At 40.4% G+C, this 22,821-nt stretch carries 19 protein-coding genes and 1 pseudogene; 11 read left to right on the plus strand and 9 right to left on the minus strand.

Annotated features, from left to right (window positions below):
* Nucleotides 1-131 precede the first annotated feature (131 nt).
* From AC012T_RS15200 to AC012T_RS15210, 3 genes are all read left to right on the plus strand, one after another.
* Nucleotides 132-1,106: an ABC transporter ATP-binding protein gene (locus AC012T_RS15200; RefSeq protein WP_487059577.1), complete on the plus strand. Its 975-nt coding sequence runs from the start codon at nucleotides 132-134 to the stop codon at nucleotides 1,104-1,106.
* Between the two features lie 317 nt (nucleotides 1,107-1,423).
* Complete coding sequence (locus tag AC012T_RS15205) at nucleotides 1,424-1,597, plus strand: hypothetical protein (protein WP_487059579.1); 174 nt, start codon at nucleotides 1,424-1,426, stop codon at nucleotides 1,595-1,597.
* A 303-nt stretch (nucleotides 1,598-1,900) separates the two neighbouring features.
* Nucleotides 1,901-3,334, plus strand: coding sequence for an SLBB domain-containing protein (locus AC012T_RS15210; protein ID WP_487059581.1), 1,434 nt, complete (start codon nucleotides 1,901-1,903; stop codon nucleotides 3,332-3,334).
* 309 nt (nucleotides 3,335-3,643) lie between these two features.
* Here AC012T_RS15210 and psbC read toward each other — a convergent pair whose 3' ends face one another.
* Both psbC and psbD read right to left on the minus strand, forming a co-directional pair.
* On the minus strand, nucleotides 3,644-5,032 hold the full coding sequence (gene psbC, locus AC012T_RS15215) for a photosystem II reaction center protein CP43 (protein ID WP_015214654.1): 1,389 nt from the start codon (nucleotides 5,030-5,032) through the stop codon (nucleotides 3,644-3,646).
* Nucleotides 5,016-6,071: a photosystem II D2 protein (photosystem q(a) protein) gene (gene psbD / locus AC012T_RS15220; protein WP_487059583.1), complete on the minus strand. Its 1,056-nt coding sequence runs from the start codon at nucleotides 6,069-6,071 to the stop codon at nucleotides 5,016-5,018. Before psbD ends, psbC begins: the two co-directional genes overlap by 17 nt.
* An 896-nt stretch (nucleotides 6,072-6,967) precedes the next feature.
* Here psbD and AC012T_RS15225 point away from each other — a divergent pair.
* The 7 genes from AC012T_RS15225 to AC012T_RS15255 all read left to right on the plus strand — a co-directional run bounded on the left by AC012T_RS15225 (nucleotide 6,968) and on the right by AC012T_RS15255 (nucleotide 15,368).
* Entirely contained in the window at nucleotides 6,968-7,537 is a 570-nt protein-coding gene (locus tag AC012T_RS15225; protein WP_487059585.1) for a photosystem I assembly protein Ycf4, read from the plus strand.
* 200 nt (nucleotides 7,538-7,737) lie between these two features.
* Nucleotides 7,738-8,526, plus strand: a complete 789-nt coding sequence (locus AC012T_RS15230; protein WP_487059587.1) for a peptidylprolyl isomerase — start codon at nucleotides 7,738-7,740, stop codon at nucleotides 8,524-8,526.
* 324 nt (nucleotides 8,527-8,850) lie between these two features.
* Entirely contained in the window at nucleotides 8,851-9,996 is a 1,146-nt protein-coding gene (locus AC012T_RS15235) for a beta-ketoacyl-ACP synthase (RefSeq protein ID WP_487059589.1), read from the plus strand.
* Nucleotides 9,997-10,320: 324 nt separating this feature from the next.
* A complete protein-coding gene (locus AC012T_RS15240; RefSeq protein WP_487059590.1) occupies nucleotides 10,321-11,067 on the plus strand; it encodes a DUF928 domain-containing protein in 747 nt (248 codons plus the stop codon).
* Between the two features lie 12 nt (nucleotides 11,068-11,079).
* Nucleotides 11,080-13,293 carry a CHASE2 domain-containing protein gene (locus tag AC012T_RS15245; RefSeq protein WP_487059592.1) on the plus strand — a complete coding sequence of 738 codons (2,214 nt, stop codon included), beginning with the start codon at nucleotides 11,080-11,082 and terminating at the stop codon, nucleotides 13,291-13,293.
* Nucleotides 13,294-13,463: 170 nt separating this feature from the next.
* Nucleotides 13,464-14,495 carry a zinc-dependent alcohol dehydrogenase gene (locus tag AC012T_RS15250; protein WP_487059594.1) on the plus strand — a complete coding sequence of 344 codons (1,032 nt, stop codon included), beginning with the start codon at nucleotides 13,464-13,466 and terminating at the stop codon, nucleotides 14,493-14,495.
* A gap of 261 nt (nucleotides 14,496-14,756) precedes the next feature.
* Nucleotides 14,757-15,368 carry a hypothetical protein gene (locus tag AC012T_RS15255; protein WP_487059596.1) on the plus strand — a complete coding sequence of 204 codons (612 nt, stop codon included), beginning with the start codon at nucleotides 14,757-14,759 and terminating at the stop codon, nucleotides 15,366-15,368.
* A gap of 87 nt (nucleotides 15,369-15,455) precedes the next feature.
* On the opposite strand, the gene AC012T_RS15260 is transcribed toward AC012T_RS15255, so the two are convergent.
* The 7 genes and pseudogenes from AC012T_RS15260 to AC012T_RS15290 form a co-directional block, all read right to left on the minus strand.
* Nucleotides 15,456-16,775 carry an IS4 family transposase gene (locus tag AC012T_RS15260; RefSeq protein WP_487066609.1) on the minus strand — a complete coding sequence of 440 codons (1,320 nt, stop codon included), beginning with the start codon at nucleotides 16,773-16,775 and terminating at the stop codon, nucleotides 15,456-15,458.
* 103 nt (nucleotides 16,776-16,878) lie between these two features.
* A pseudogene (locus AC012T_RS15265) lies at nucleotides 16,879-18,199 on the minus strand (IS4 family transposase).
* Between the two features lie 201 nt (nucleotides 18,200-18,400).
* A complete protein-coding gene (locus tag AC012T_RS15270) occupies nucleotides 18,401-18,778 on the minus strand; it encodes a Dethiobiotin synthetase (protein WP_487059598.1) in 378 nt (125 codons plus the stop codon).
* 98 nt (nucleotides 18,779-18,876) lie between these two features.
* The gene (locus tag AC012T_RS15275; protein WP_487059600.1) at nucleotides 18,877-20,367 is read right to left on the minus strand and encodes a protein kinase domain-containing protein; all 1,491 of its coding nucleotides are present in this window, start codon (nucleotides 20,365-20,367) and stop codon (nucleotides 18,877-18,879) included.
* Nucleotides 20,368-20,685: 318 nt separating this feature from the next.
* Entirely contained in the window at nucleotides 20,686-21,231 is a 546-nt protein-coding gene (locus AC012T_RS15280) for a GIY-YIG nuclease family protein (protein WP_487059602.1), read from the minus strand.
* 81 nt (nucleotides 21,232-21,312) lie between these two features.
* Nucleotides 21,313-21,636 carry a hypothetical protein gene (locus tag AC012T_RS15285; RefSeq protein ID WP_487059604.1) on the minus strand — a complete coding sequence of 108 codons (324 nt, stop codon included), beginning with the start codon at nucleotides 21,634-21,636 and terminating at the stop codon, nucleotides 21,313-21,315.
* A 298-nt stretch (nucleotides 21,637-21,934) separates the two neighbouring features.
* On the minus strand, nucleotides 21,935-22,075 hold the full coding sequence (locus AC012T_RS15290; RefSeq protein WP_487059606.1) for a hypothetical protein: 141 nt from the start codon (nucleotides 22,073-22,075) through the stop codon (nucleotides 21,935-21,937).
* A gap of 115 nt (nucleotides 22,076-22,190) precedes the next feature.
* Here AC012T_RS15290 and AC012T_RS15295 point away from each other — a divergent pair, with 115 nt between their 5' ends.
* Nucleotides 22,191-22,571 carry a hypothetical protein gene (locus AC012T_RS15295; RefSeq protein WP_487059608.1) on the plus strand — a complete coding sequence of 127 codons (381 nt, stop codon included), beginning with the start codon at nucleotides 22,191-22,193 and terminating at the stop codon, nucleotides 22,569-22,571.
* Nucleotides 22,572-22,821 lie beyond the last annotated feature (250 nt).

Genomic DNA, 22,821 nt, shown 5'->3' on the forward strand with positions numbered 1-22,821 from the left:
TAAAAAAAGTGTTAAAAAGCTCATTGGTTGGCGATAAATGACACATTAAAATAATGAGTGCTATTTATTGTCGTCCTACCAGATATTCTGTAATTAATCACACCTAGCCGGGAATTGATCATTTAACCGCAATGAATTCTGTTGCCGACACCCCTGAACCTCAACTTAATCCTTTAGAACAACCACCAGTAGTCCTAACTTCTGAGTTGCGAAAAGTCTATCGTACTGGGTTTTGGCTGAATCAAAAAGTTGTATCCCTCAAAAGTTGTTCTTTACAAGTTTATCCAGGGCAAACCTTTGGTTTACTAGGCCCTAATGGGGCTGGTAAAACTACGCTGTTAAAACTGTTGCTGGGAATTATCCGTCCTTCTTCTGGGAGGGGTTTATTATTAGGTAAGCCAATTGGCGATCGCTCTGTGAAGCAAAAGATTGGTTATTTACCAGAGAATCCCTATTTATACGACTATCTCACTGGGTGGGAATTTTTGCAGTTAGCAGCGGGTTTATTCCAAATCCCCCGTCATTTACAACGTCAACGCATTACCCAACTTCTGGAATTGGTTGGTTTATCTCAAGTTGATGCTCGCAAAAAGCTGATGCGTCGTTATTCTAAAGGTATGCTTCAGCGTGTTGGCATGGCTCAGGCATTAATTAATGATCCCGATTTGGTATTTCTGGATGAACCCATGTCTGGACTTGATCCTTTGGGACGTTACCAAATGCGAGAAATTATCCTGGCTTTGAAAGCTGCTGGAAAAACAATATTTTTCAACAGTCATGTTTTGAGTGAAGTGGAACAAATATGCGATCGCGTAGCTATCCTAAATCAAGGAGAATTAATTTGCTCTGGTTCCCTCAATGAACTCTTAGGTACAGAAAACTCATATCATGTTAAAGGTCTAGGGGGCGATGGAGCAACTCTCAAAAAAAGGATACCCGATCTAGAATTTAAGCCTGATGGTTCTTGGCAAGGCATATTACAAGACGATTACTATGATTTTCTGGCCAGTCTCCGGTTAATGGGAGGTGAAATCATTACCATGAACTTATCTCGTCAATCTTTAGAGGAATTCTTTATCCAGCAGATCCAAAAACAAAATCATTAACCCCACTAGTACTGCTTTTCTACGAGACGCTACGTGTACCTTGCTTCTCCTGAGGCGTAAACTGATAAATTCTACTAGTTATTTTAGCGACCACATCTAAGTTAAAAAAATAATTGAAAATGTAGTTAGGACTTACGCAAGTGTCACACTAAAAATCTGTTGTAGGGTGCGTCAGACTGCATAAATCTTGCAAATAAACAGATTGTTGATATCTGACGCACCTTACCAATGTGCCAGTTGCGTAAGGCCTGGTAGTGTTAATAACCCTTACAGCAGAATTCAGGAGTCACCTGAGTTCGGTGTTAGGAGTTTCTCCTATGCCTACGGCACGGCTTCGCCGAACCGAGACGCTACGCGAACGGAGTTCGGAGTACCGAGTGCTTGACTCTCCTTCTTACTCATTACTTGTTACTCATCGCTATGTACTGGTTTTGTGTATAGGTTTAAATTTAGATTTTGGACTTCCTAAATACGCAAACTGCTTTAATTAATTTTATTTTTTACTGTTTGCATAAATTACCAAAGTATTTAAACTTCAAATATAAATTTTGATTCTTGACTATTGACTATTTGCATAAAAATTGCTCTAATCGTTATCAATTAAATTTTTCTCACTGAGTTCTGCTTTAAATTAACTTAACTAAAGATTCAGAATTCCCCGTTAAATTATATCCGGAAAATCAAAATTACTTAGGAAAATAGCAGTGTTGAGGAACTTCAATAAATAAGTATAGTCAACGTTAAAATGTCTAGACAATACTTTACAGATCGTAGTCTCTGAGTCTCAGGTAAATATGCTTAATATACATTTGTGGAAAATTTTCACCCATTCAACTACGGCTGTAGTTTTATTAACGACTGTCAATATCGCTTTACCATCTGTTAGTCTAGCGCAGCAACAACCAGTATCATCTTCGAGTATATCTACAGATTACTTATTAGGGGGAGGCGATCGCATTCGCGTTAATGTATTTGAAGTACCAGAATATACAGGTGAATACCAAGTTCCCCCCGGTGGTGCGATTAATATGCCCTTAATTGGCAGCATCTCCGTTCTGGGATTAACAACAGAACAGGCATCTGATGAAATAGCCAGAAGATATGCTCGTTTTCTTAAACGTCCCCTGATCTCTGTGAATTTGTTATCCTCTCGTCCTATCAATGTTTTTGTAGCCGGAGAAGTAACACGACCAGGATCTTACACTCTCAGCTTAGAAGGAAGTGGAGGAGACAGTCCAGGTGTACAATATCCAACTGTATTAGCTGCACTGACTACAGCCCAAGGGGTAACACTAGCCGCAGATGTAACTAAAGTACAATTACGCCGTAAAATAGGACGTTCTGGTGAGCAAGTTGTCAGCTTTAACTTGAAGGAACTCACTCAAACAGGCAGGATATCGCAAGATATTACCCTACGAGATGGAGACACCATCGTTGTACCCACCGCCACAGATTTCAATGTTGCTGAAGCCCGCAATTTATTCGCCACTAACTATGCAGCTAGTCAAAGCTCACCCCGCACCGTAGCCATTACAGGTCAAGTTTACCGTCCCGGTTCCTATCTTGTTACTTCAGGTGCTTCTGCTACGGAAGGAGGCACTGTAGCCCCTGGAAGTGGTTTACCAACTGTCATGCGAGCAATTCAACTAGCTGGGGGAATTACATCACAAGCGGATGTTCGTAGTATTAAAATCCGTCGTCCTACAAGAATTGGCTCAGAACAAAGCTTAAATGTTAATCTCTGGGAATTATTGCAGACAGGGGATCTGAATCAAGATGTAGTATTACAAGATGGAGATACAATCGTTGTTCCCACAGCCACTGATATTAACACAGCCGAAGCCACTCAATTAGCTACCACTACTTTGTCACCAGCAAAAATTCAAGTTGGGGTAGTAGGAGAAGTTAAAAAACCTGGATTAACAGATTTACAGCCCAATAGCTCTTTAAATCAGGCATTACTTGCTGCTGGTGGGTTTAATGATGCTAGAGCTAGTAGTGCTGCGGTAGATTTAATTCGCCTCAATCCCAATGGGACTGTATCCAAACGAGTAGTCAAAATAGATTTCTCAAAAGAAATTAATGACGAAACCAATCCCATACTTCGCAATAATGATGTTGTCGTAGTCGGCCGTTCTGGTATTGCTAAAACCAGTGATACAGTCAATACTGTAGCTGGTCCTTTAGGTACTATTCTGGGTATTGTTAGGTTGTTTTTTGGATTCTAGATTAAGATTGACAATTGGGGAAAATTTTTCAATTCTCCTCATTGAAAATATAAGATTTCAGCCTGCACAAGCAGGCTTAGTTTTTTATAAAAGCGTTGATTTTATGAAATCCTTAAATCTCAGGACTTACGCAAAACAGAACGGAAGTAGGGGTAATTCATGAATTACCCCTATGCAAGAATCAGGTTTTGAGTTCAATCTTGCGTAAGTCATAAATCTGTTAAATAAGTGATAAAAAAAGCTCTTGCTATGAGCAAGAGCAGAAAAATTAATTGTCAGTGATGAAAAAACCTGATCACAACTTAGTCGTTAGTCAAGGTCATTCATAAACATAACTGGCTCAGTCTCGCGGTCAATACCTTTTTCAAAACCACCAGCAGCCGCACGAGCGCGTCCTGCGTGCCACAAGTGGCCGATGAGGAAAAAGAAACCTAACACAAAGTGAGAGGTAGCTAACCACGCACGGGGAGATACATAGTTAAAAGAGTTGATTTCAGTAGCCACACCACCTACAGAGTTCAAAGAACCCAGAGGAGCATGAGTCATGTATTCAGCAGCGCGACGAGCTTGCCAAGGCTGAATATCGTTCTTGACTTTTTCTAGGTCAAGACCGTTTGGCCCACGTAGAGGCTCTAACCAAGGGCCACGGAAATCCCAGAAGCGCATGGTTTCACCACCGAAGATAATTTCACCGGTAGGTGAGCGCATTAGGTATTTACCTAAACCTGTAGGGCCTTGAGCAGAACCGACGTTAGCACCTAAGCGTTGGTCACGAATCAAGAATGTTAAAGCTTGAGCTTGAGAAGCTTCGGGGCCAGTAGGACCGAAGAATTCACTAGGGTAAACGGTGTTGTTGTACCAAACCATAGTTGAGGCAATAAATCCCATCAAGGATAGAGCGCCCAAGCTATAAGACAGGTAAGCTTCACCAGACCAGATAAAAGCACGACGCGCCCAAGCGAAAGGCTTGGTAAAGATGTGCCAAATACCGCCAGAAATACAAATTAAGGCAATCCAGATGTGACCGCCGATAACATCTTCCATGTTATCGACACTAACAATCCAGCCTTCTCCACCAAAGGGAGATTTGATTAAATAACCAAATATCACCGCTGGGTTGAGTGTAGGGTTGGTAATGACGCGAACATCACCACCGCCGGGAGCCCAAGTATCGTATACACCACCGAAGAACATAGCCTTCAGCACTAACAGCAGCGCACCACATCCCAAGATGATCAGGTGGAAGCCGATGATGTTGGTCATCTTGTTCTTGTCTTTCCAGTCGTAACCAAAGAAAGAGGAGTACTCTTCTAAGGTTTCTGGTCCACGAACGGCATGATAGATACCGCCAAAACCCAGTACGGCAGAGGAAATTAAGTGCAGTACACCAGCAACAAAGTAGGGGAAGGTGTCGATAACTTCACCACCTGCGGCAACGCCCCAACCTAAAGTGGCGATGTGAGGTAGAAGAATCAAGCCCTGTTCGTACATGGGCTTTTCTGGGATAAAGTGAGCAACTTCAAATAAAGTCATTGCTCCAGCCCAGAAGACGATTAAACCAGCATGGGCTACGTGAGCGCCAAGCAGTTTACCAGATAGGTTAATTAAACGAGCGTTACCAGACCACCAAGCAAAACCGCTTGATTCTAGGTCCCGTCCACCGCCAATAACTGATGATCTATTAGAGAGCGTTACCACGAGGTAATACCTCCTCAGGGAATACAAATTGTTCGTGGGGTTGATCTTGAGGAGCCATCCAAGCGCGGATACCCTCGTTCAGCAAAATATTTTTGGTATAGAAAGTTTCAAACTCTGGGTCTTCTGCTGCCCGTAATTCTTGGGAAACGAAGTCATAAGCCCGCAGGTTGAGTGCCAAGCCAACGATGCCTACAGATGCCATCCATAAGCCGGTGACTGGTACGAACAACATGAAGAAGTGCAACCAACGTTTGTTAGAGAAAGCAACACCGAAGATCTGTGACCAGAAACGGTTTGCTGTCACCATTGAGTAGGTTTCTTCAGCTTGGGTGGGGTTGAATGCAGGAAAAGTGTTGGAACCTTCGCCGTCATCAAACAGGGTGTTTTCTACTGTGGCTCCGTGAATTGCCGACAGTAATGCTCCACCTAAGATTCCCGCTACACCCATCATGTGGAAGGGGTTGAGTGTCCAGTTGTGGAACCCTTGCAGGAATAGTAAGAATCGGAAGATTGCTGCTACACCAAAGCTGGGTGCAAAGAACCAGCTTGATTGTCCCAAGGGGTACATCAAGAAGACGCTGACGAAGACGGCAATTGGTCCTGAGAACGCAAGTGCGTTGTAAGGACGAATTCCTACTAGTCTGGCGATTTCAAATTGACGCAACATGAAGCCAATCAGACCGAATGCTCCGTGTAAGGCTACGAAGGGCCATAGGCCACCTAGTTGAAACCAACGGGTTAGGTCTCCTTGAGCTTCGGGTCCCCAGAGTAACAACAGGGAATGTCCCATGCTGTTTGCTGGTGTGGATACTGCTACTGTGAGGAAGTTAGCTCCTTCTAGGTAGGAGGATGCTAATCCGTGGGTGTACCAGGAGGTGACGAAGGTTGTACCGGTGAGCCAACCGCCTAGTGCGAGGAAGGCGCAAGGGAATAATAATATTCCTGACCAACCTACGAATACGAAGCGATCGCGCTTTAACCAGTCGTCTAATACGTCAAACCACCCTCTACTGGGGGCGCGTCCAACTGCGATGGTCATTGAACTAAAATCCTCTTTTTTACTAAAATTGCCACGTTTTTAGGGTTGTACCTTGGTCAGATTTACTGATTTGGGGCTACTACCGCGAGGAATTAAACGTTTTTTTGAGACTTTTCGCCACTCGTTAAGCGGCTGAAATTCTGAGAACCTAATGCTTTACTAGCTAGGCATTTCTCAGGATTATGCCATTACGCGTACCACTAACTAAAACTCTAGATTGTGGTAACTTAATGATTCTTAACTTATCACATTAATCAGGGTTTGCGGTGGAGACACGCAAATCAATGGGGTATTTGGCGTGCTACAACTTATCTGTGGTAATTGTAGTTAAGGATTCTTGTCTTGTTTGGGTTTGATATTAATTATAAATACCAAAATTTTAACAATCTGACATACATTTTCTCATAAATCTTACAAAATTTTTTTTGAGATAAATGTTACCTCATTATATGAGTAGGTCGCTAATTGTTTTCAGGGATACCTACAACTAAATTTAAGTTTCCATTATGAGCGTCAGCTAAATCAGTATTTACTCAGGAAGCTGTACTTTTTTAGACTACGATGTTTTAAAATATACAAATTTTTATTTTTCATAAATAAATATTTAGTTGTTCTGGAGCCATGAATGGCACAAAGAAGATTTATTTTCTCAAACCTTCTCCTTCCTACCCTCTACCTTTATGCGGTCAAAACTTGCAATACTGACTGTTCAAGTGGCACACTTACGTCTAGAGAGCAATTAATTTTTCGCGTTTGGCTAAAGCGTGTAAGCTTACTGTAGCTTGCTTCTCGAAGGGTGGAATCACCGCTCCCATACTCCCGTTGAAGTAAGAAGTAAATGTCTAGACTCGTCTAGGTTTTATATAGCAGAATATCTCACAGGCCAAGGTAGTTCCATGACGGCATCAACAACGATTAATAAAGGCGATGGCCTCCTGCATCAAAATGTCCTCGGTTCTCGTCGGTTTAGTAACTACTGGTGGGCAACTATTGTTAGCTTGGGAGCATCTGGCTTTTTATTGGCTGGTATCTCTAGCTATCTCAAAGTTAATTTACTCATTGTCACCGATCCAACTCAACTGATATTTGTACCCCAAGGGTTAGTGATGGGCTTGTATGGACTAGCTGGGTTGCTCTTAGCGTTATACCTGTGGCTAGTTATTTTATGGGATGTTGGTGGCGGCTATAACGAATTCAATCAGGAAACTGGTAAATTCAAAATCTTTAGATGGGGTTTTCCTGGAAAAAACCGCAAAATTGAGATTGAAAACCGCATCCAAGACGTACAATCTGTACGCATCTCTATTAAGGAAGGTCTAAATCCCCAACGCGCACTTTATCTAAGGGTTAAAGGAAGACGGGATATTCCTTTGACACGGATAGGTCAACCGTTATCTTTAGCTGATTTAGAAACTCAAGGTGCTAATTTAGCCCGCTTTTTGGCAGTTCCTTTAGAAGGACTCTAAGAATTTTGGATTTTAGATTTTGGATGAGATTTTGGATTGGTGGTAAATCAAAAATCTACTGTCTCAGATGACAAAATCCTGATAGTGTCTATTGGTTTAACCCTATGCCATAGCCTGACTAAGAAAATTCTCAATCTAAAATCTAAAATCTAAAATTGCGAAGAGAGGCTAAGATACTCTGGTTGAGTCAGTAACTGGCAATGCGGTTAAAATTTTCACACTTTTTAGTTTCTCTGTTGATGATTGGTGGTTTGATGCTGGGAGGATGTTCAACAGAAAAAGTAACTTCTAATACATCTCCCACTTCCACAGCAACCTCAAACATAACTGAGGAAAGCTCCACGTCAAATACTGAAGCGACAACAATATCAGAAACTAGTCGTGAGAGTATTCCGGGAATCAAAAATTTACCACGTCTCGAAGGTAAGGCTACTGTTGTGATGACAGTTAATGGCGCACCAATTACGATCGAAGTAGATGGTACTAATGCTCCCATTACTGCTGGCAACTTTGTTGATTTAGTTCAAAAAGGTGTTTATGACGGTTTAGTTTTCCATCGGGTGGTGCGGGAACCTCAGCCGTTTGTGGTTCAAGGTGGTGATCCCCAAAGTAAAGATCCCAAGAGTTCACCAGAAAGATGGGGAACTGGTGGCTATATAGACCCAAAAATCGGGACTGAACGCCGCATACCACTAGAAATTAAGCCAGAAGGTTCAGATCAGCCTGTTTATAGTAAAACAATTACTAATAAGCCTGTGTTGACACACAAATTAGGTGCAGTAGCAATGGCGCGATCGCAACCACCTGATTCTGCTTCTTCTCAGTTTTACTTTGCGTTGGCAGATTTGGGCTTCTTGGATGGTAATTATGCTGTGTTTGGTTATGTCACAGATGGCTTTGATGTAGTTAATAAAATTCAGCAAGGCGATCGCATTAATTCTGCGAAAGTTACTCAAGGTGCTGAAAACCTGAAAACCCCTAGCAAGTAGTTAGTAGTCAGTTGTCGGTTGTTATAAAAACGCTGACAACTGGCACAATCTAAAATCCAAAATCTAAAATCTAAAATTGATTAGGTCAGTTGTCGGTTGTTATAAAAACGCTGACAACTGGCACAATCTAAAATCCAAAATCTAAAATCTAAAATTGATTAGGTCAGTTGTCGGTTGTTATAAAAACGCTGACAACTGGCACAATCTAAAATCCAAAATCTAAAATCTAAAATCTAAAATTGATTAGGTCAGTTGTCGGTTGTTATAAAAACGCTGATAACTGGCACAATCTAAAATCCAAAATCTAAAATCTAAAATCCAAAATTGATTAGGGTTGTTGTCACTGGTATTGGTTTGGTTTCTGCTTTAGGTGAAAGCTTAGAAGATAGCTGGCAAAATTTGCTGGTAGGTAAAACTGGTATTAAATTACATCAGCCATTTCCAGAACTCTTAAAAATCCCTCTAGGTTTAATTGCTGAACAACCATCCGATTTAAAGACCCTAACTCAGATGGTTGTGAATTCGGCTTTGCAAGATGCTGAATTAGTAACGCCTTTACCTGATTGTGCTGTGGTAATTGGTTCTAGTCGTGGTTATCAAGCAGATTGGGAGAATTTGGCACGAAAAATATATAGTCCAGATTGCCTTCCAGCAGCCTTAAATTTAGAAAATTGGTTGGATACTTTACCACACATGAATGCGATCGCTGTAGCTCGAAAAATCGGCACATCAGGCACTGTTTTAGCGCCAATGGCGGCCTGTGCTACAGGGATTTGGGCAATTTCCCAAGCGGCTATGTTAATTCAAACAGGGCAATGTCAAAGAGCGATCGCAGGTGCAGTGGAAGCACCAATTACCCCTTTAACTATCTGTGGTTTTCAACAAATGGGTGCTTTAGCAAAAACAGGCGCTTATCCCTTTGATATCCACCGTGAAGGTTTAGTTTTGGGAGAAGGTGGTGCTGTGTTTGTTCTGGAATCAGCAGAATTAGCAAACCAGCGTCAAGCAAATATTTATGGTGAAATTCTGGGTTTTGGTTTGACAGCAGACGCATTTCATAGCAATCAACCAGAACATCAAGGAAAAAGTGCGATCGCAGCCATCAAGCAATGTTTACAACGTAGTTGCCTCACCCCTGCCGATATAGACTACATCCATGCTCATGGTACAGCCACGCTCCTCAATGACCGGATCGAAGGCAAAATTATCCAGCATTTATTTCCTGCAAAAGTAGCAATTAGCTCCACTAAAGGCAGTTCCGGTCATACACTAGGAGCATCAGGAGCCTTGGGTGTGGCTTTTTCGCTCATGGCTTTAAAGCATAGAAAATTACCCCCTTGTGTGGGATTACAGCAACCAGAATTTGATTTAAATTTCGTCACAGCCGCAAGAGATAGTGAAATACAGCAGATACTCTGTTTGAGTTTTGGTTTTGGTGGACAAAATACTGCGATCGCTTTAAGTCATTAAATTAAGTCATTAAAATTTATATTTATAGAGTGCTATATTTAACCCTGATAGTGGGAACACTGCTGCTAAATATCACGTCTATAAAGACTTTAAACCCTGTATAAAAAATATCAATTCATTAAGGCAGTTCGTAAATAGCGATCAACGCCTTGTATTAGATAATATTCACTCATTCAAGTCATTGCCAAAGGCAACTCCTAAAAGGGAATGAGGAGAATTAAAGCGGTACTCAGTTTTTAATTACAGAGCGCACACACCAACAAAAATCAAATAAAAATACCGTAGTAAAGTATAAAATAATTAATTCAAGGAGATTATTAAACCATGAAATGGCTCCAGGCATCTCTAGGTTTTTTGGCATTTTCTTTTACCGTATATTCCCAAGCACCATCCGTACTGGCTCAGTCATACCCAACACAAAAAACTTGGCAAATAAGTCAAAAATTTAAACCTCCAGTAGATAATCAACCTAATCCTCCCACCATTGGTGGTGCAACTCGTAGCTCCTCATGTATCAAGGATAAACGAGTAATAACGCCCTTACTCCCTACCAATCAATTAGGGTTGACCTTCAATCAACATCCTACCTTTTATTGGTCTGTGCCTCCAACTCCAGTTAAAACTGCTGAGTTCACAATTTTGGCTCCTGGAGACGAACAAGTAATTTATAAAACAACTTTAACTCTTCCCGACCAGCCAGGAATTATCAGTTTTACTCTGCCGACAAATGCTCCTGCACTGCAAATAAATACTACTTACCACTGGTATCTAACCCTGATTTGCGATTCTGAAGAATCTAGCAACAATCCTTATGTAGAAGGTTTTGTAAAACGTACCCAACCAGATTTAACTTTATCAGATTCTCTAGCCAAATCAGACTTACACCAAATACCAACACTCTATGCAGAAGCTGGAATTTGGCATGAAGCACTAACTTCTTTAGTTCAATTACGTTGCACTCAGCCAAATGATTTAACAGTCAAGCGGAATTGGCGAAAATTTTTAGAATCAGTGGAATTGATTAACATCGCATCTGAGCCATTAATTGATTCTTGCACAATCAAGAATTAAACAATAATTCTTATGTGGGAAAAGCTGAAAAGAGTAATGTGGGAATGGCGGGGTGTTTTCATTGCCGTTCCCAATGTCACATTTATTGTCATAGCACTACGTTTAACTGGATTTCTTCAATCTCTAGAATTAACAGCTTTAGATCAATTGTTTATTCTTCGCCCACAAGAACCAATTGATAATCGCATAGTTATAGTTGAAATTAATGAAAAAGACATCAGTAATCAGGGAAGTTGGCCTATTTCTGATGCAGTATTAACTGACTTATTAGAAAAGATTAAGCAGCAACAACCTAGAGCTATCGGTTTAGATATTTATCGTAACTTAGCAGTTAATCCCGGTCATCAAGACCTGATTAATTTATTTAAATCTACCCCCAATTTGATTGGCATCCAAAAAGTATTTGAAAGTATAGATAGTTCTTTAGTTGAAGCATCACCTATCTTAAAGCAACGCCAACAAGTGGGAGCAAATGATTTACCTCCAGATGGGGATGGTAAAATCCGCAGAGGAATGTTGTATTTATATTTAGATAATGGTGATATTTTAGAAAGTTTTAGCCTCAAACTGGCTTTGTTGTACTTGCAACCGGAAGGTATTACTGAAAAAGCAGCAACCAATAATCCCAATTATCTCCAATTAGATAGAAGTGTTTTTCCTAGATTTCAGGCTAATGATGGTGCTTATGTAAAAGCAAAAGCCGGAAGCTACCAAATATTATTAAATTACCGGGGTCGTCAGCAGCAATTTACCACAGTTTCACTGACAGAAGTTTTAAAAAATCAAATTTCACCAAATCTGATGCAAGGAAAAGTGGTACTAATTGGTTCAACTGCTGAGAGTTTGAGAGATAGCTTTTTTACACCTTACACCAGTCAAGTTTTCGCTGCCCCGGAAAGGATGGCTGGAGTAACAATTCATGCTAATTTAACTAGTCAAATTTTAAGTTCGACTTTAGATGGTCGTCCCTTAATTAAGTCTTGGAGTGACACTGTAGAATGGCTGTGGATTTTGCTATGGTCAACTATTAGCTCTCTATTGTGTTGGCAGCAGCGTCATAATATATCTCTAATTACTGTTAATATTTTCCTGGCTGGTAGCGCGTTGATTGCCTGTTCTTTTCTAGCATTTTTAGCTGGCTGGTGGATTCCTGTCGTGCCGCCAATATTGGCATTGGCAGGATCAACCATTGCTATTACCCAGTATATGGCTCGTAGTGCTGCCAATATGCAAAAAACCTTTGGACGTTATCTGACAGATGAAGTTGTGACTAGTTTAATAGAAACACCTTCTGGGTTAAAGCTAGGAGGTGAAAGGAGAAAAGTTACAGTTTTAGTATCTGATGTCAGGGGGTTTTCGGCTATTTCTGAAGAATATCCCCCGGAAACTGTGGTAGAAATTCTCAATCTTTATCTGGAAGTGATGACAGATGTAATTAATCAGTACAAGGGTACGATTAATGATTTTATGGGTGATGGCATTTTGGTGATGTTTGGTGCGCCTATTCATCGAGATGATGACTCTCAAAGAGCGATCGCTTGTGCTGTAGCGATGCAGTTAGCAATGCAACAGGTAAATGCCAAAAATCAGGAAATGAATTTACCAATTTTAGAAATGGGAATTGGTATCAATACAGGTGAAGTGATCGCTGGCAATATTGGTTCTCAAAAACGCGCTGAATATACAGTTATTGGTAGTCATGTAAATTTAGCTGCGCGAATTGAATCTTATTCTGTAGGAGGACAAATTTTTATTTCCGAACATACTTGGGAAGATGCCAAGATTGATTTGAGAATTGATAGTCAATTACAGGTAGAACCAAAAGGGATAAAACATCTCGTTACTATTTATGAAATTGGTGGTATCGGTGGCAAATATAATCTATTTTTGCCTCATATTGACGAAAATATAGAGATGTTAAGCGAAGAATTACCGATTGAATTTATTGTTTTACATGGTAAACACGTAGATGGAAAATTTTTACTGGGGTCATTAGTTGGACTTTCAGAAAATGGCGCACAAATTCGGTGTGAATATGATTTAGAAAAATTAATTAATATCAAACTCAAGTTATTGACAGAGACAGCATTGTCTACAGAAGAACCAGATATATATGCCAAGGTGATGAAAAAATCTGCTGTTGATAATCATTTCTTGATTCGATTTACAGGGATTCCTCCGAAGGGAATTCAAAGACTCAAGAGAGTAAGACAGGGTTTGGATTAAAATATAGCAGTCCAAAACTCCCGATTTCAAACAAATGCCATTTTTGGATATTAGTTTCATCCTAAAAATACTCAAATCCTGTAAATCCTGATTCAGGCTTAATTGATTGCTCCGAGTTTCTACGATATCCTGTAAAATCATTTAGCAGCTTAATTCTTAGGTGAAAAGCTTTGTTAGCAGCGTTACTTTATGGACAGGAAGATTTACGCTTAGAAACAGTCCCTGAACCCACTCCGGCAGATGGGGAAGTGGTGATTAAGGTGGGGGCAGCTACTACTTGCGGTACGGATTTGAAGGTTTGGCGGCGTGGTGGCCATGCGAAAATGTTGATTCCCCCCACGTTGTTTGGTCATGAAGCGGCAGGAACAATTGTCGCTGTTGGTGCTGGTGTGCATAATTGGCAGGTGGGAAATCGCATTGTCGCTAATAATTCTGCCCCGTGCATGAAATGCTTTTTTTGTCAACGTCAAGAATATTCTCTCTGTCCAAATTTGACATGGAATAATGGTACTTTTGCGGAATATCTAAAAATTCCCGCAGCGATTGTCCAACAGAATACGTTGCGGATTCCCGATGAGTTGCCCTTTGAATTGGCCGCAATGACTGAGCCTCTAGCCTGTGTTTTACATGGGGTGGGGCGTTCTCATGTCAAACCTCAAGACCGGGTAGTTGTGCTGGGAGATGGGGCAATTGGGTTGATGTTTGTGGGGGTTTTAGCTGCACAAACAAAAGCTGAGGTGTTGCTGTGGGGAGGAAATAACCAACGGTTAGAAATTGGTAAAAAATTAGGTGCATCCAAAACTTTTAATTATCATCAAGTTGCTGATATTCCTAGTGTGGTGAAGGAATTAACGGGGGGTTGGGGTGCAGATGTAGTTATAGAGGCTACGGGCGTTCCGAGTGTGTGGGAAAAAGCGATCGCTTGCGCCCGTCCTGGGGCAACTGTAAATTTATTTGGTGGTTGTCCCAAAGATACGACAATCACGGTGAATACAGAACAGCTACATTATAGTGAATTGACTCTCAAAGGCGTGTTTCATAATACACCCGAATATGTACGAACAGCGTTATCACTGATAGCTAGTAGAAAAATCCCTTTTGAATTGCTAATTAGTGAACATCGCCCGTTAAAAGATTTAGAACAGGTGTTTGCTGATATGAAGGCGCGGAAGGTAATTAAAGTGGCAATATTACCGTGTTAATAGTAATTATTTTAGCTTTGCAGTACTGAATAATAGATCAATCTGGGGATAAAGTTCATTGCTATGGAAAAATTGGGAAAACTATGTTCATCCCTTTTTTGTAAGAATTCAGGAGTCAGGAGTCAGAAGTCAGAATGTTTGATAAATCGGTAGATGATCGGATTGTAATCTTTTTGTAACCGTTAAAAAGCTGACCGCTGATAGCTGAATACTTATCCTTTTTGTTCCCTTTTTAGGGGTAATTGCGATCTCAATAGAAAAATGCTAAAAAAATCTCTGCGTAATTTTCTAATTTTGTCTTGTTCCCTTATACCTTGCTTATCTGGGGAAATTATACTGAATTCTCCCGCCCAGGCGTTACCAGGAGAAAGTACTGAGGAAGTAACCACATGGATTAAAGCCCATCCAACGCTTAAACCTAGAAGTGGGGAGCGATTGTTTGTGAGTAAGAGTGATACAGCCGCCCAAAGATTCACCTTTCAAGCGTCAGTATTACCTCCAGGTAAGATAACTTTTACCAAAGACCGCAGTACAATTCGTACTGAGCGGATGACTATGTATGATGGTGTGAATGGCGTTACAACTCAGCGTCTTGAGGAGTCTTTGCGGGTAATTTATGGGTTGGATATCTACCAAGACTATAATCGCGCTCAGGTAGTTTACGATTATCCTAACGAGAGTGCAATTAATCAGGCACGTTTGGCAAAAACTCCAATTCGGGAAGCATTGAAGGGAGAATTGCGGTTAGGCGATCGCTATGCCTATTGGGTAGAAATAGCTCAACCCAGACAAGGAAATGCTTTGGTCGGTCAAATAACAGTTTTACTTAAAGCCGATCTCGACAAATTAGAAGCAGAACTCAGAACTCGTTAAAAGCAAGCTCAAACACACCTACATACTTAATTTTTGCATATCTAAATTTGATGGAACTCTTGTGGGGTGGGCATCTTGCCATTGGTGTCAAGTTAAGGCATCAGCCCAAATGTCAAGAGAGCGAGCAGCCGTTCGTCGGTGACGTTGACGGACGGTCTTGATTAAGCCCATAGAACGATGATGTTCGACAAGCCAAGGAATAAGTTGTAAATCAGGAGCGAGTAAAAGTGCGCGGTGGAAAAAATACAAACTGCGAAAAACCATTTCCACAGAAATGCGTTCTAAAGGTTTTTGTAAAGCAATAGCCACATCAGCACACAAGTCATTGAGGACAGCGTAGAAAATCCAGGTAGCATATATTTGCATCTGTACACCATTAGTGCCACCAACCCACAAATAGGACAAGCCCAATAAACGCTTAGTCAATAAAAATGCGTCCTCAATTCGCCAACGTCGGCGGTATAAATCACAAACCTCCTGTGGTGAAAGCTGTTGTGGGTCAAGAACATTAGTCAAATAATGATACCAAGTCTTACCCCATAATACGGATACTTGGCGCATGGGATAGCGACATGGGTTGGTATGATGCAATCCCATTTGAATAATTTCATCCCTGTAGTGAGAGCCGCTAGAAAGTACACGCACTACCTTATATCTAACCTTTTCCTTTTGGCGCGTGAGAACATACTTGCCGGCAGCAGTTAGAGAATCAAACCACTCAAAACCATAAAATCCCATGTCTACTATGAGTAAACCACCATCAGGTAAAAGTTCTAACAATGCTTGCCACCAACGAGTCTCATTCCGCTTGGCATCAGCATCATACCAAACTGCTACAGGAATATGAGTGAAAGCTTCTACTACCATCAGCATTTTTCCTGCCAACACTGAACCTGTTTTTTCTTGCAATTGTCCGAAGTGCTTTTTCATGGCTTCGAGTGTTGAGGCATCACAAATCCAAATGGCGGAAAATCTCTGCGCCACTGATGCCCAGGCTGGAGCTAATTCTCTTACATTCCTTTTTGCTGCTAGACGTTCTACTACTTGCTCAAACATCTTGGCGAACAGATGCGCCGGTAAACTGTTGAGTCTTTGGGACAGAGCTTGCTTGCTGACTTTTGTTGCCTCTACCCACATTAGTCCTTCTATTTCCAGGCAGCGCAATACATCTGTTAAGTGTTGTACTTGTCGATATACTAGACTCAGTATTATTGCTGCCATTACTGGTAGGGTTAATACTCTTGAGCGCAAGCTTCGCTCTTTATCTTTTACCCCTTTGAGGTTGGCAAATGTCCCTGGACTTAATAGCCCAATCAACCGTGATTCTATTTCTTCACTAGCTGGAGCAGGTACGCTGACTTGATGGCGAAAATCTGGATTCCCTTGTTTTTTCCTTGGTTTACTCATGGCTCTTTTCAACACCCCTGTGTTGACTTTTACCATTTATTTCCCACTCTTGACACAAATCCATTTTTCTTAACTTGACACCAATGGCATCTTGCCATTGGTGTCAAGTTAAGGCATCAGCCCAAATGTCAAGAGAGCGAGCAGCCGTTCGTCGGTGACGTTGACGGACGGTCTTGATTAAGCCCATAGTAACGATGATGTTCGACAAGCCAAGGAATAAGTTGTAAATCAGGAGCAAGTAAAAGTGCGCGGTGGAAAAAATACAAACTGCGAAAAACCATTTCCACAGAAATGCGTTCTAAAGGTTGTTGTAAAGCAATAGCCACATCAGCACACAAGTCATTGAGGACAGCGTAGAAAATCCAGGTAGCATATATTTGCATCTGTACACCATTAGTGCCACCAACCCACAAATAGGACAAGCCCAATAAACGCTTAGTCAATAAAAATGCGTCCTCAATTCGCCAACGTCGGCGGTATAAATCACAAACCTCCTGTGGTGAAAGCTGTTGTGGGTCAAGAACATTAGTCAAATAATGATACCAAGTCTTACCCCATAATACGGATACTTGGCGCATGGGATAGCGACATGGGTTGGTATGATGCAATCCCATTTGAATAATTTCATCCCTGTAGTGAGAGCCGCTAGAAAGTACACGCACTACCTTATATCTAACCTTTTCCTTTTGGCGCGTGAGAACATACTTGCCGGCAGCAGTTAGAGAATCAAACCACTCAAAACCATAAAATCCCATGTCTACTATGAGTAAACCACCATCAGGTAAAAGTTCTAACAATGCTTGCCACCAACGAGTCTCATTCCGCTTGGCATCAGCATCATACCAAACTGCTACAGGAATATGAGTGAAAGCTTCTACTACCATCAGCATTTTTCCTGCCAACACTGAACCTGTTTTTTCTTGCAATTGTCCGAAGTGCTTTTTCATGGCTTCGAGTGTTGAGGCATCACAAATCCAAATGGCGGAAAATCTCTGCGCCACTGATGCCCAGGCTGGAGCTAATTCTTTTGCATTCCTTTTTGCTGCTAGACGTTCTACTACTTGCTCAAACATCTTGGCGAACAGATGCGCCGGTAAACTGTTGAGTCTTTGGGACAGAGCTTGCTTGCTGACTTTTGTTGCCTCTACCCACATTAGTCCTTCTATTTCCAGGCAGCGCAATACATCTGTTAAGTGTTGTACTTGTCGATACACTAGACTCAATATTATTGCTGCCATTACTGGTAGGGTTAATACTCTTGAGCGCAAGCTTCGCTCTTTATCTTTTACCCCTTTGAGGTTGGCAAATGTCCCTGGACTTAATAGCCCAATCAACCGTGATTCTATCTCTTCACTAGCTGGAGCAGGTACGCTAACTTGATGGCGAAAGTCTGGATTCCCTTGTTTTTTCCTTGGTTTACTCATGGCTCTTTTCAACACCCCTGTGTTGACTTTTACCATTTATTTCCCACTCTTGACACAAATCCATTTTTCTTAACTTGACACCAATGGCATCTTGCCCGCCCTAAGTTAGAATAAAATGATTTCTCACCTCGTATAGAGGCTAAACAGATTATTTTCCCGTTCCCTATTTATCTCTTCACCAATGAATTTAATTTTGTCTGGCTACTTCAAGTTTTCGTCCTTCAGATAGCCTCCAATGCTTAGGGTTTGCCATGTACCAGAAAATATGCTTTCTGCTGCGAGGGAAATGCGTTGCAAATCTTCTTTCAACAGTGGTGGCCAGTCAATACCTGCTTTGCGTCCTGTAGCAAATAACTGCAAGGCTCTAATCCCTAATTTATATAAAGCGTAAGCCAGTTCTTTATCTACGTTAGGGGTTTCTTTTAGGGCTTCAAACACTACCTTCAAGGCTAACAAAACAGAAGTAATTTGACCTGGTACTGGAGGTTTTCCTTGTTTGAGACGATTTAAGAAAGTATCTGGATTTTCGTCGTTTATTGTTTGGTCTATGAGTAATTTGCGGGCTATTTCGTAGTTCATGCATCCAGCTTATCGTAGTTTCTCTAAATATTTGCTTTTACTGACATTGAAGATAGGAGCAAAGACGCTTATTAAAATTTAAACCTCACTGGAATTATTCATTTTCTAAAATATCTAATATTATAACGGTCTTGATATTTAGCAATATAGTCTACATTACTTTGCTCTAATTTTGATAATAATGTAATCGGGAATTGCTGGGGTGAATATTGGGGATTATACCAAGGCTGTTGATCAAAGTAATCTTGTAAACCAGGAGTATCAAAACGGCGACCATGAACAGCAAAAATTGTATTCCTCATTATATCTAGTTCAAAGCCATTTTTACCTTCTAAATCTGTATCTGTAACTTGTCTTTCTGAAAGCCAAGCATAATTATTAATATTTTTATTTGTGCTTTCTATTTTTAGCCTTTTGTTGATAACAGTAGTTGTAATTTCAGGAGTTGCAATAACTTGGGGTGTGGGATTTGGTGCAGTTTCTGAAGTTGGTATAATACTGGGAGTATCCTGAACTTGGGGTATTGTATTTGTTCTTTTTGTGGAAACTGACACCTCCGTATCTGTGCCAGATTCGAGAGATTTTGTTAACACCTGACCAATAATTACAGATGCGCCGATTAACCCACCTGCAATTAAACTACCAATGAGGATACCATTCTGATTATTAGTTTTAGCAACTAGTGGGGGATGAGCGGGAATGGTTGGTGATATCGGTGCTATAGGCGTGGGAATGGTTGGTGGTAGCGTGGACGGAATAGGTTTGGCTAGGCTTTGCACAGCATCTAACATTGATCTAGCTGTAGGATAGCGATCGCGTGGATGATAGGCAATAGCTTTATCTAGAATCGCTGCCATCATTGAACTAAGATGACCAGCATACCCTCGCCAGACAATCTCACCTGTTTGAGAATCTGTCTCTAATTGTTGTGGTTGTCTACCAGTGAGCAAATAAATTGCTGTCAACCCTAAACTATACAAATCACTTGAATAAACTGGTCTACCTGCTGCTTGTTCGCTGGGCATGAATCCCGGCGTACCAATTACAATTGAACTAGTAGGATTTCCCTGAGAATTCAACACCGTCCCCATTGATTCTCTTACTGCACCAAAATCAATCAGCACAGGTTTACCATCACGATGACGCAAAATAATATTATCTGGTTTGATATCCCGGTGAACAATATGTTGCGAGTGAATATAATCCAGAACGGGTAATAAATTTACTAATAATTCTTGAATACCGCTTTCAGTAAATAATCCTTGTTGTTGGATTTTTGCTGTTAAAGTGTCCCCTTCAACCCACTCTTGTACCAAGTAAAATTGTCCCTCAGAGGAGAAGTAAGCATACAAGCCAGGAATTTGTTCAGTTGCACCACCAAGTGCTTCTAAAATGACTGCTTCCCGTTGAAATCTCTCTTGTACCAGTTGGTAAATCTGGGGATTATTTTGTATTGGTCGTAGCTGTTTGACTACACAGCGACGCTTTGACGGTAAATAAGTATCTTCTGCTAGAAAGGTTTCCCCAAACCCACCAGCACCAAGGACTTGGAGAACTTGATAGCGATCGTTTAGTAGTTGTAGTGTCATAACAGGTTACAAGCAACTGACTTGGAAAAGTGCTGAGTACTGAGTACTGAGTCAAAAATACCAGTTTATATTTTCAGCATCTGGCACACCGTATTAAGAGCATGTTTGAAAAGTTTAGGGACGTATAATTTGTCATTCTGTTCGGGTTCACGTAGTGTGCCGTAGGCATAGCGTGGCGTTAGCCATGTGGAGTCTTACGCAACGAAGAATCTGGAGTTTAGCCCACATACTGAGATGCTACGTTCCTCAGCATGACATGGAAGGAGACTTTTCAAACAACCTCTAAGACACATTGTAGTGTGAAAAGTAGCTTTGGACCTATTTCAAATCCAGTAATCCATCTTCTTTTAATTTAGGATTAAAGCGAATTTGAGTTTGTAAACCTCGTGCTACTAATACTGCTAAAATTTCTTCTTCAACTCGCCGCGCTACATTTTTAATAAGTTTCATTTTTACTAAATCATCAATTAACGGATTTTGATATTTAGCCTTTTCTTCATCTGTCATAAGTGCCTTAGCATCAATAGGATTAGTCCATTTTTGCTTATTTTCCACATTACCTAAATCAAGACTGCCATTTTCCGTCATCCAAGCATTTTCAATATTTTCTAAAATTGTGCGGTTAGGTCGTTCAATAGTTTGTACCTTCACCCAATAACATTCTTCAGGTTGACGAACTAAATGCTGTTTAAGACTGAGATAAATATCGCGGGAATAACCTACAAATTGGAGAATTCTTTCTTGATTAAAAATAGCATAAACTCCTATTTTTCCCTGAAATTGTACTGGAAATTCACCATTATCATCAATGTAAGCAACATATTCTAGATTAGCTAAAGAAGGAATATTAGTTTCAGTAGTCATGATGGAACTTTATAAGTTAATAATTTACTATTTGCCTGGATAGTTTGTAATGGCATCAAAACATATTTTATTCACCACTGCTTAAAGCTTTTTCCTGTAAATTGCACAAAGGCGGCTTGGTCTGAAAATTTTAGCATTAAACATAAAATTTGGGGGGACATTAATGATGGTATAATCTTCAGATTTATGATATTCTTCAAATTCTGGTGGCATCCCTTTGGGAGTCGCTGGACTGTAAGGAACTGGTTGAAAAAGCATTTCGGTAAATTCAATTTTTTCGCATTGCCAATTTTGACAAATTTGGCTTAAAAATGATTCACTAGTCAATAATTTAAACAGAGTTTCTTGAGCTTCTGGTGCGAGTGTAAAACTACTATCAAAATTTTGAACAATTCTTAAAGACATTTTGGTTACAAATTATGATCGATAAATGAGTAATGATTGAGGATAGCCAGATTTTGCACTTTGAGAGGTATTTTTACCTTTACTAGAAAAAGGTTAGTAAAACCTACAACAACGTTAAGTATATCTTGTACATGACTTTTGTATGAACTGCACACTTTAAATTAGCCTATGGGATTTTGGGATTTATGTCAGCCATCGGAAAACGATATTAAAATTAAGAATTTTGAAGTTTGACAGACTTTTAAGAAGAAAAACAGCGAAAACGCCTACTAGTTCTAGAATAAACAGGAAATGCACTTTAAACTAGTAGTCTGTCAAAAACTAATTGACGGATAAATAAATCTTCCTTATTCTTTCCTTCCTTTTCTTCTCCTGTCGGAGACGCTGCGCGAACGGAACGTCTTGGACGAACGCGCTCTTTGCATCCTTTGCGGTTCATTTCTTCTTGATCCGTAAAACTGTATTTGACAGACTACTGGTTTTACAGTATCTAGTGTTTGTGCTGAGTTAATGGTAGTTTTTTAACTAGTTCTAAATCTTAATTCCGTTAATTTATGAAATTATATCTTTTAACTTTAGCCGTTTCTATTAGTGCGGTAGCTATTACTACTAGTGCTTATGCTAACCCAAAACAAACTTCAGATATTACAGGTAAACATAATCAGTCAGCTAATTTGATAACGGAAGCAGCCACAATTACTAGTAAATGGAATAATATTGTGAGCGATCAGACTCATAATACTGATGGCAGCTTGAGAGTAAGCGATCCAGAATGCAAAAAAATTAAACCACTGGAGTATATCAACAACCCAGAGACTTTCTTTCAACCATGCTCCGCAACCAATGACCCAAACCGTCAAAGTTATGAGCCGATTGAATATTTAAAGGTTCCCAAGCTTGATTCTGGTTTAAGTGTTACCGTTACTAACTTTTGATTAAATCCTTTAATTAACCTGAGTTCGGAGTTTCTCCTATGCCTACGGCACGGCTTCGCCGAATGGAGACGCTACGCGAACGGAGTTATGATTTTTAAGGGCGAGAGAATAAGGGTTTCCACAAATTATCTTATGTCGAACTCCAGTTAATTAGAAATCATACAAAAAGGCAAAAGAAATGAATCTTTTGCCCTTTCCAACTATTACCTTTTACTTTTGGTACGCTACAAACGTTACTAACGTAAGCAAA

Source organism: Anabaena sp. EIM26 (assembly GCF_057568715.1).

Bases quoted from the DNA above. Each gene is read 5' to 3' on its own strand.
- AC012T_RS15200 (WP_487059577.1), top strand. From the start codon at position 132: ATGAATTCTGTTGCCGACACCCCTGAACCTCAACTTAATCCTTTAGAA.
- AC012T_RS15205 (WP_487059579.1), top strand. From the start codon at position 1,424: ATGCCTACGGCACGGCTTCGCCGAACCGAGACGCTACGCGAACGGAGT.
- AC012T_RS15210 (WP_487059581.1), top strand. From the start codon at position 1,901: ATGCTTAATATACATTTGTGGAAAATTTTCACCCATTCAACTACGGCT.
- psbD (WP_487059583.1), bottom strand. From the start codon at position 6,071: ATGACCATCGCAGTTGGACGCGCCCCCAGTAGAGGGTGGTTTGACGTA.
- AC012T_RS15225 (WP_487059585.1), top strand. From the start codon at position 6,968: ATGACGGCATCAACAACGATTAATAAAGGCGATGGCCTCCTGCATCAA.
- AC012T_RS15230 (WP_487059587.1), top strand. From the start codon at position 7,738: ATGCGGTTAAAATTTTCACACTTTTTAGTTTCTCTGTTGATGATTGGT.
- AC012T_RS15240 (WP_487059590.1), top strand. From the start codon at position 10,321: ATGAAATGGCTCCAGGCATCTCTAGGTTTTTTGGCATTTTCTTTTACC.
- AC012T_RS15245 (WP_487059592.1), top strand. From the start codon at position 11,080: ATGTGGGAAAAGCTGAAAAGAGTAATGTGGGAATGGCGGGGTGTTTTC.
- AC012T_RS15255 (WP_487059596.1), top strand. From the start codon at position 14,757: ATGCTAAAAAAATCTCTGCGTAATTTTCTAATTTTGTCTTGTTCCCTT.
- AC012T_RS15260 (WP_487066609.1), bottom strand. From the start codon at position 16,775: ATGAGTAAACCAAGGAAAAAACAAGGGAATCCAGATTTTCGCCATCAA.
- AC012T_RS15270 (WP_487059598.1), bottom strand. From the start codon at position 18,778: ATGAACTACGAAATAGCCCGCAAATTACTCATAGACCAAACAATAAAC.
- AC012T_RS15275 (WP_487059600.1), bottom strand. From the start codon at position 20,367: ATGACACTACAACTACTAAACGATCGCTATCAAGTTCTCCAAGTCCTT.
- AC012T_RS15280 (WP_487059602.1), bottom strand. From the start codon at position 21,231: ATGACTACTGAAACTAATATTCCTTCTTTAGCTAATCTAGAATATGTT.
- AC012T_RS15285 (WP_487059604.1), bottom strand. From the start codon at position 21,636: ATGTCTTTAAGAATTGTTCAAAATTTTGATAGTAGTTTTACACTCGCA.
- AC012T_RS15290 (WP_487059606.1), bottom strand. From the start codon at position 22,075: ATGAACCGCAAAGGATGCAAAGAGCGCGTTCGTCCAAGACGTTCCGTT.
- AC012T_RS15295 (WP_487059608.1), top strand. From the start codon at position 22,191: ATGAAATTATATCTTTTAACTTTAGCCGTTTCTATTAGTGCGGTAGCT.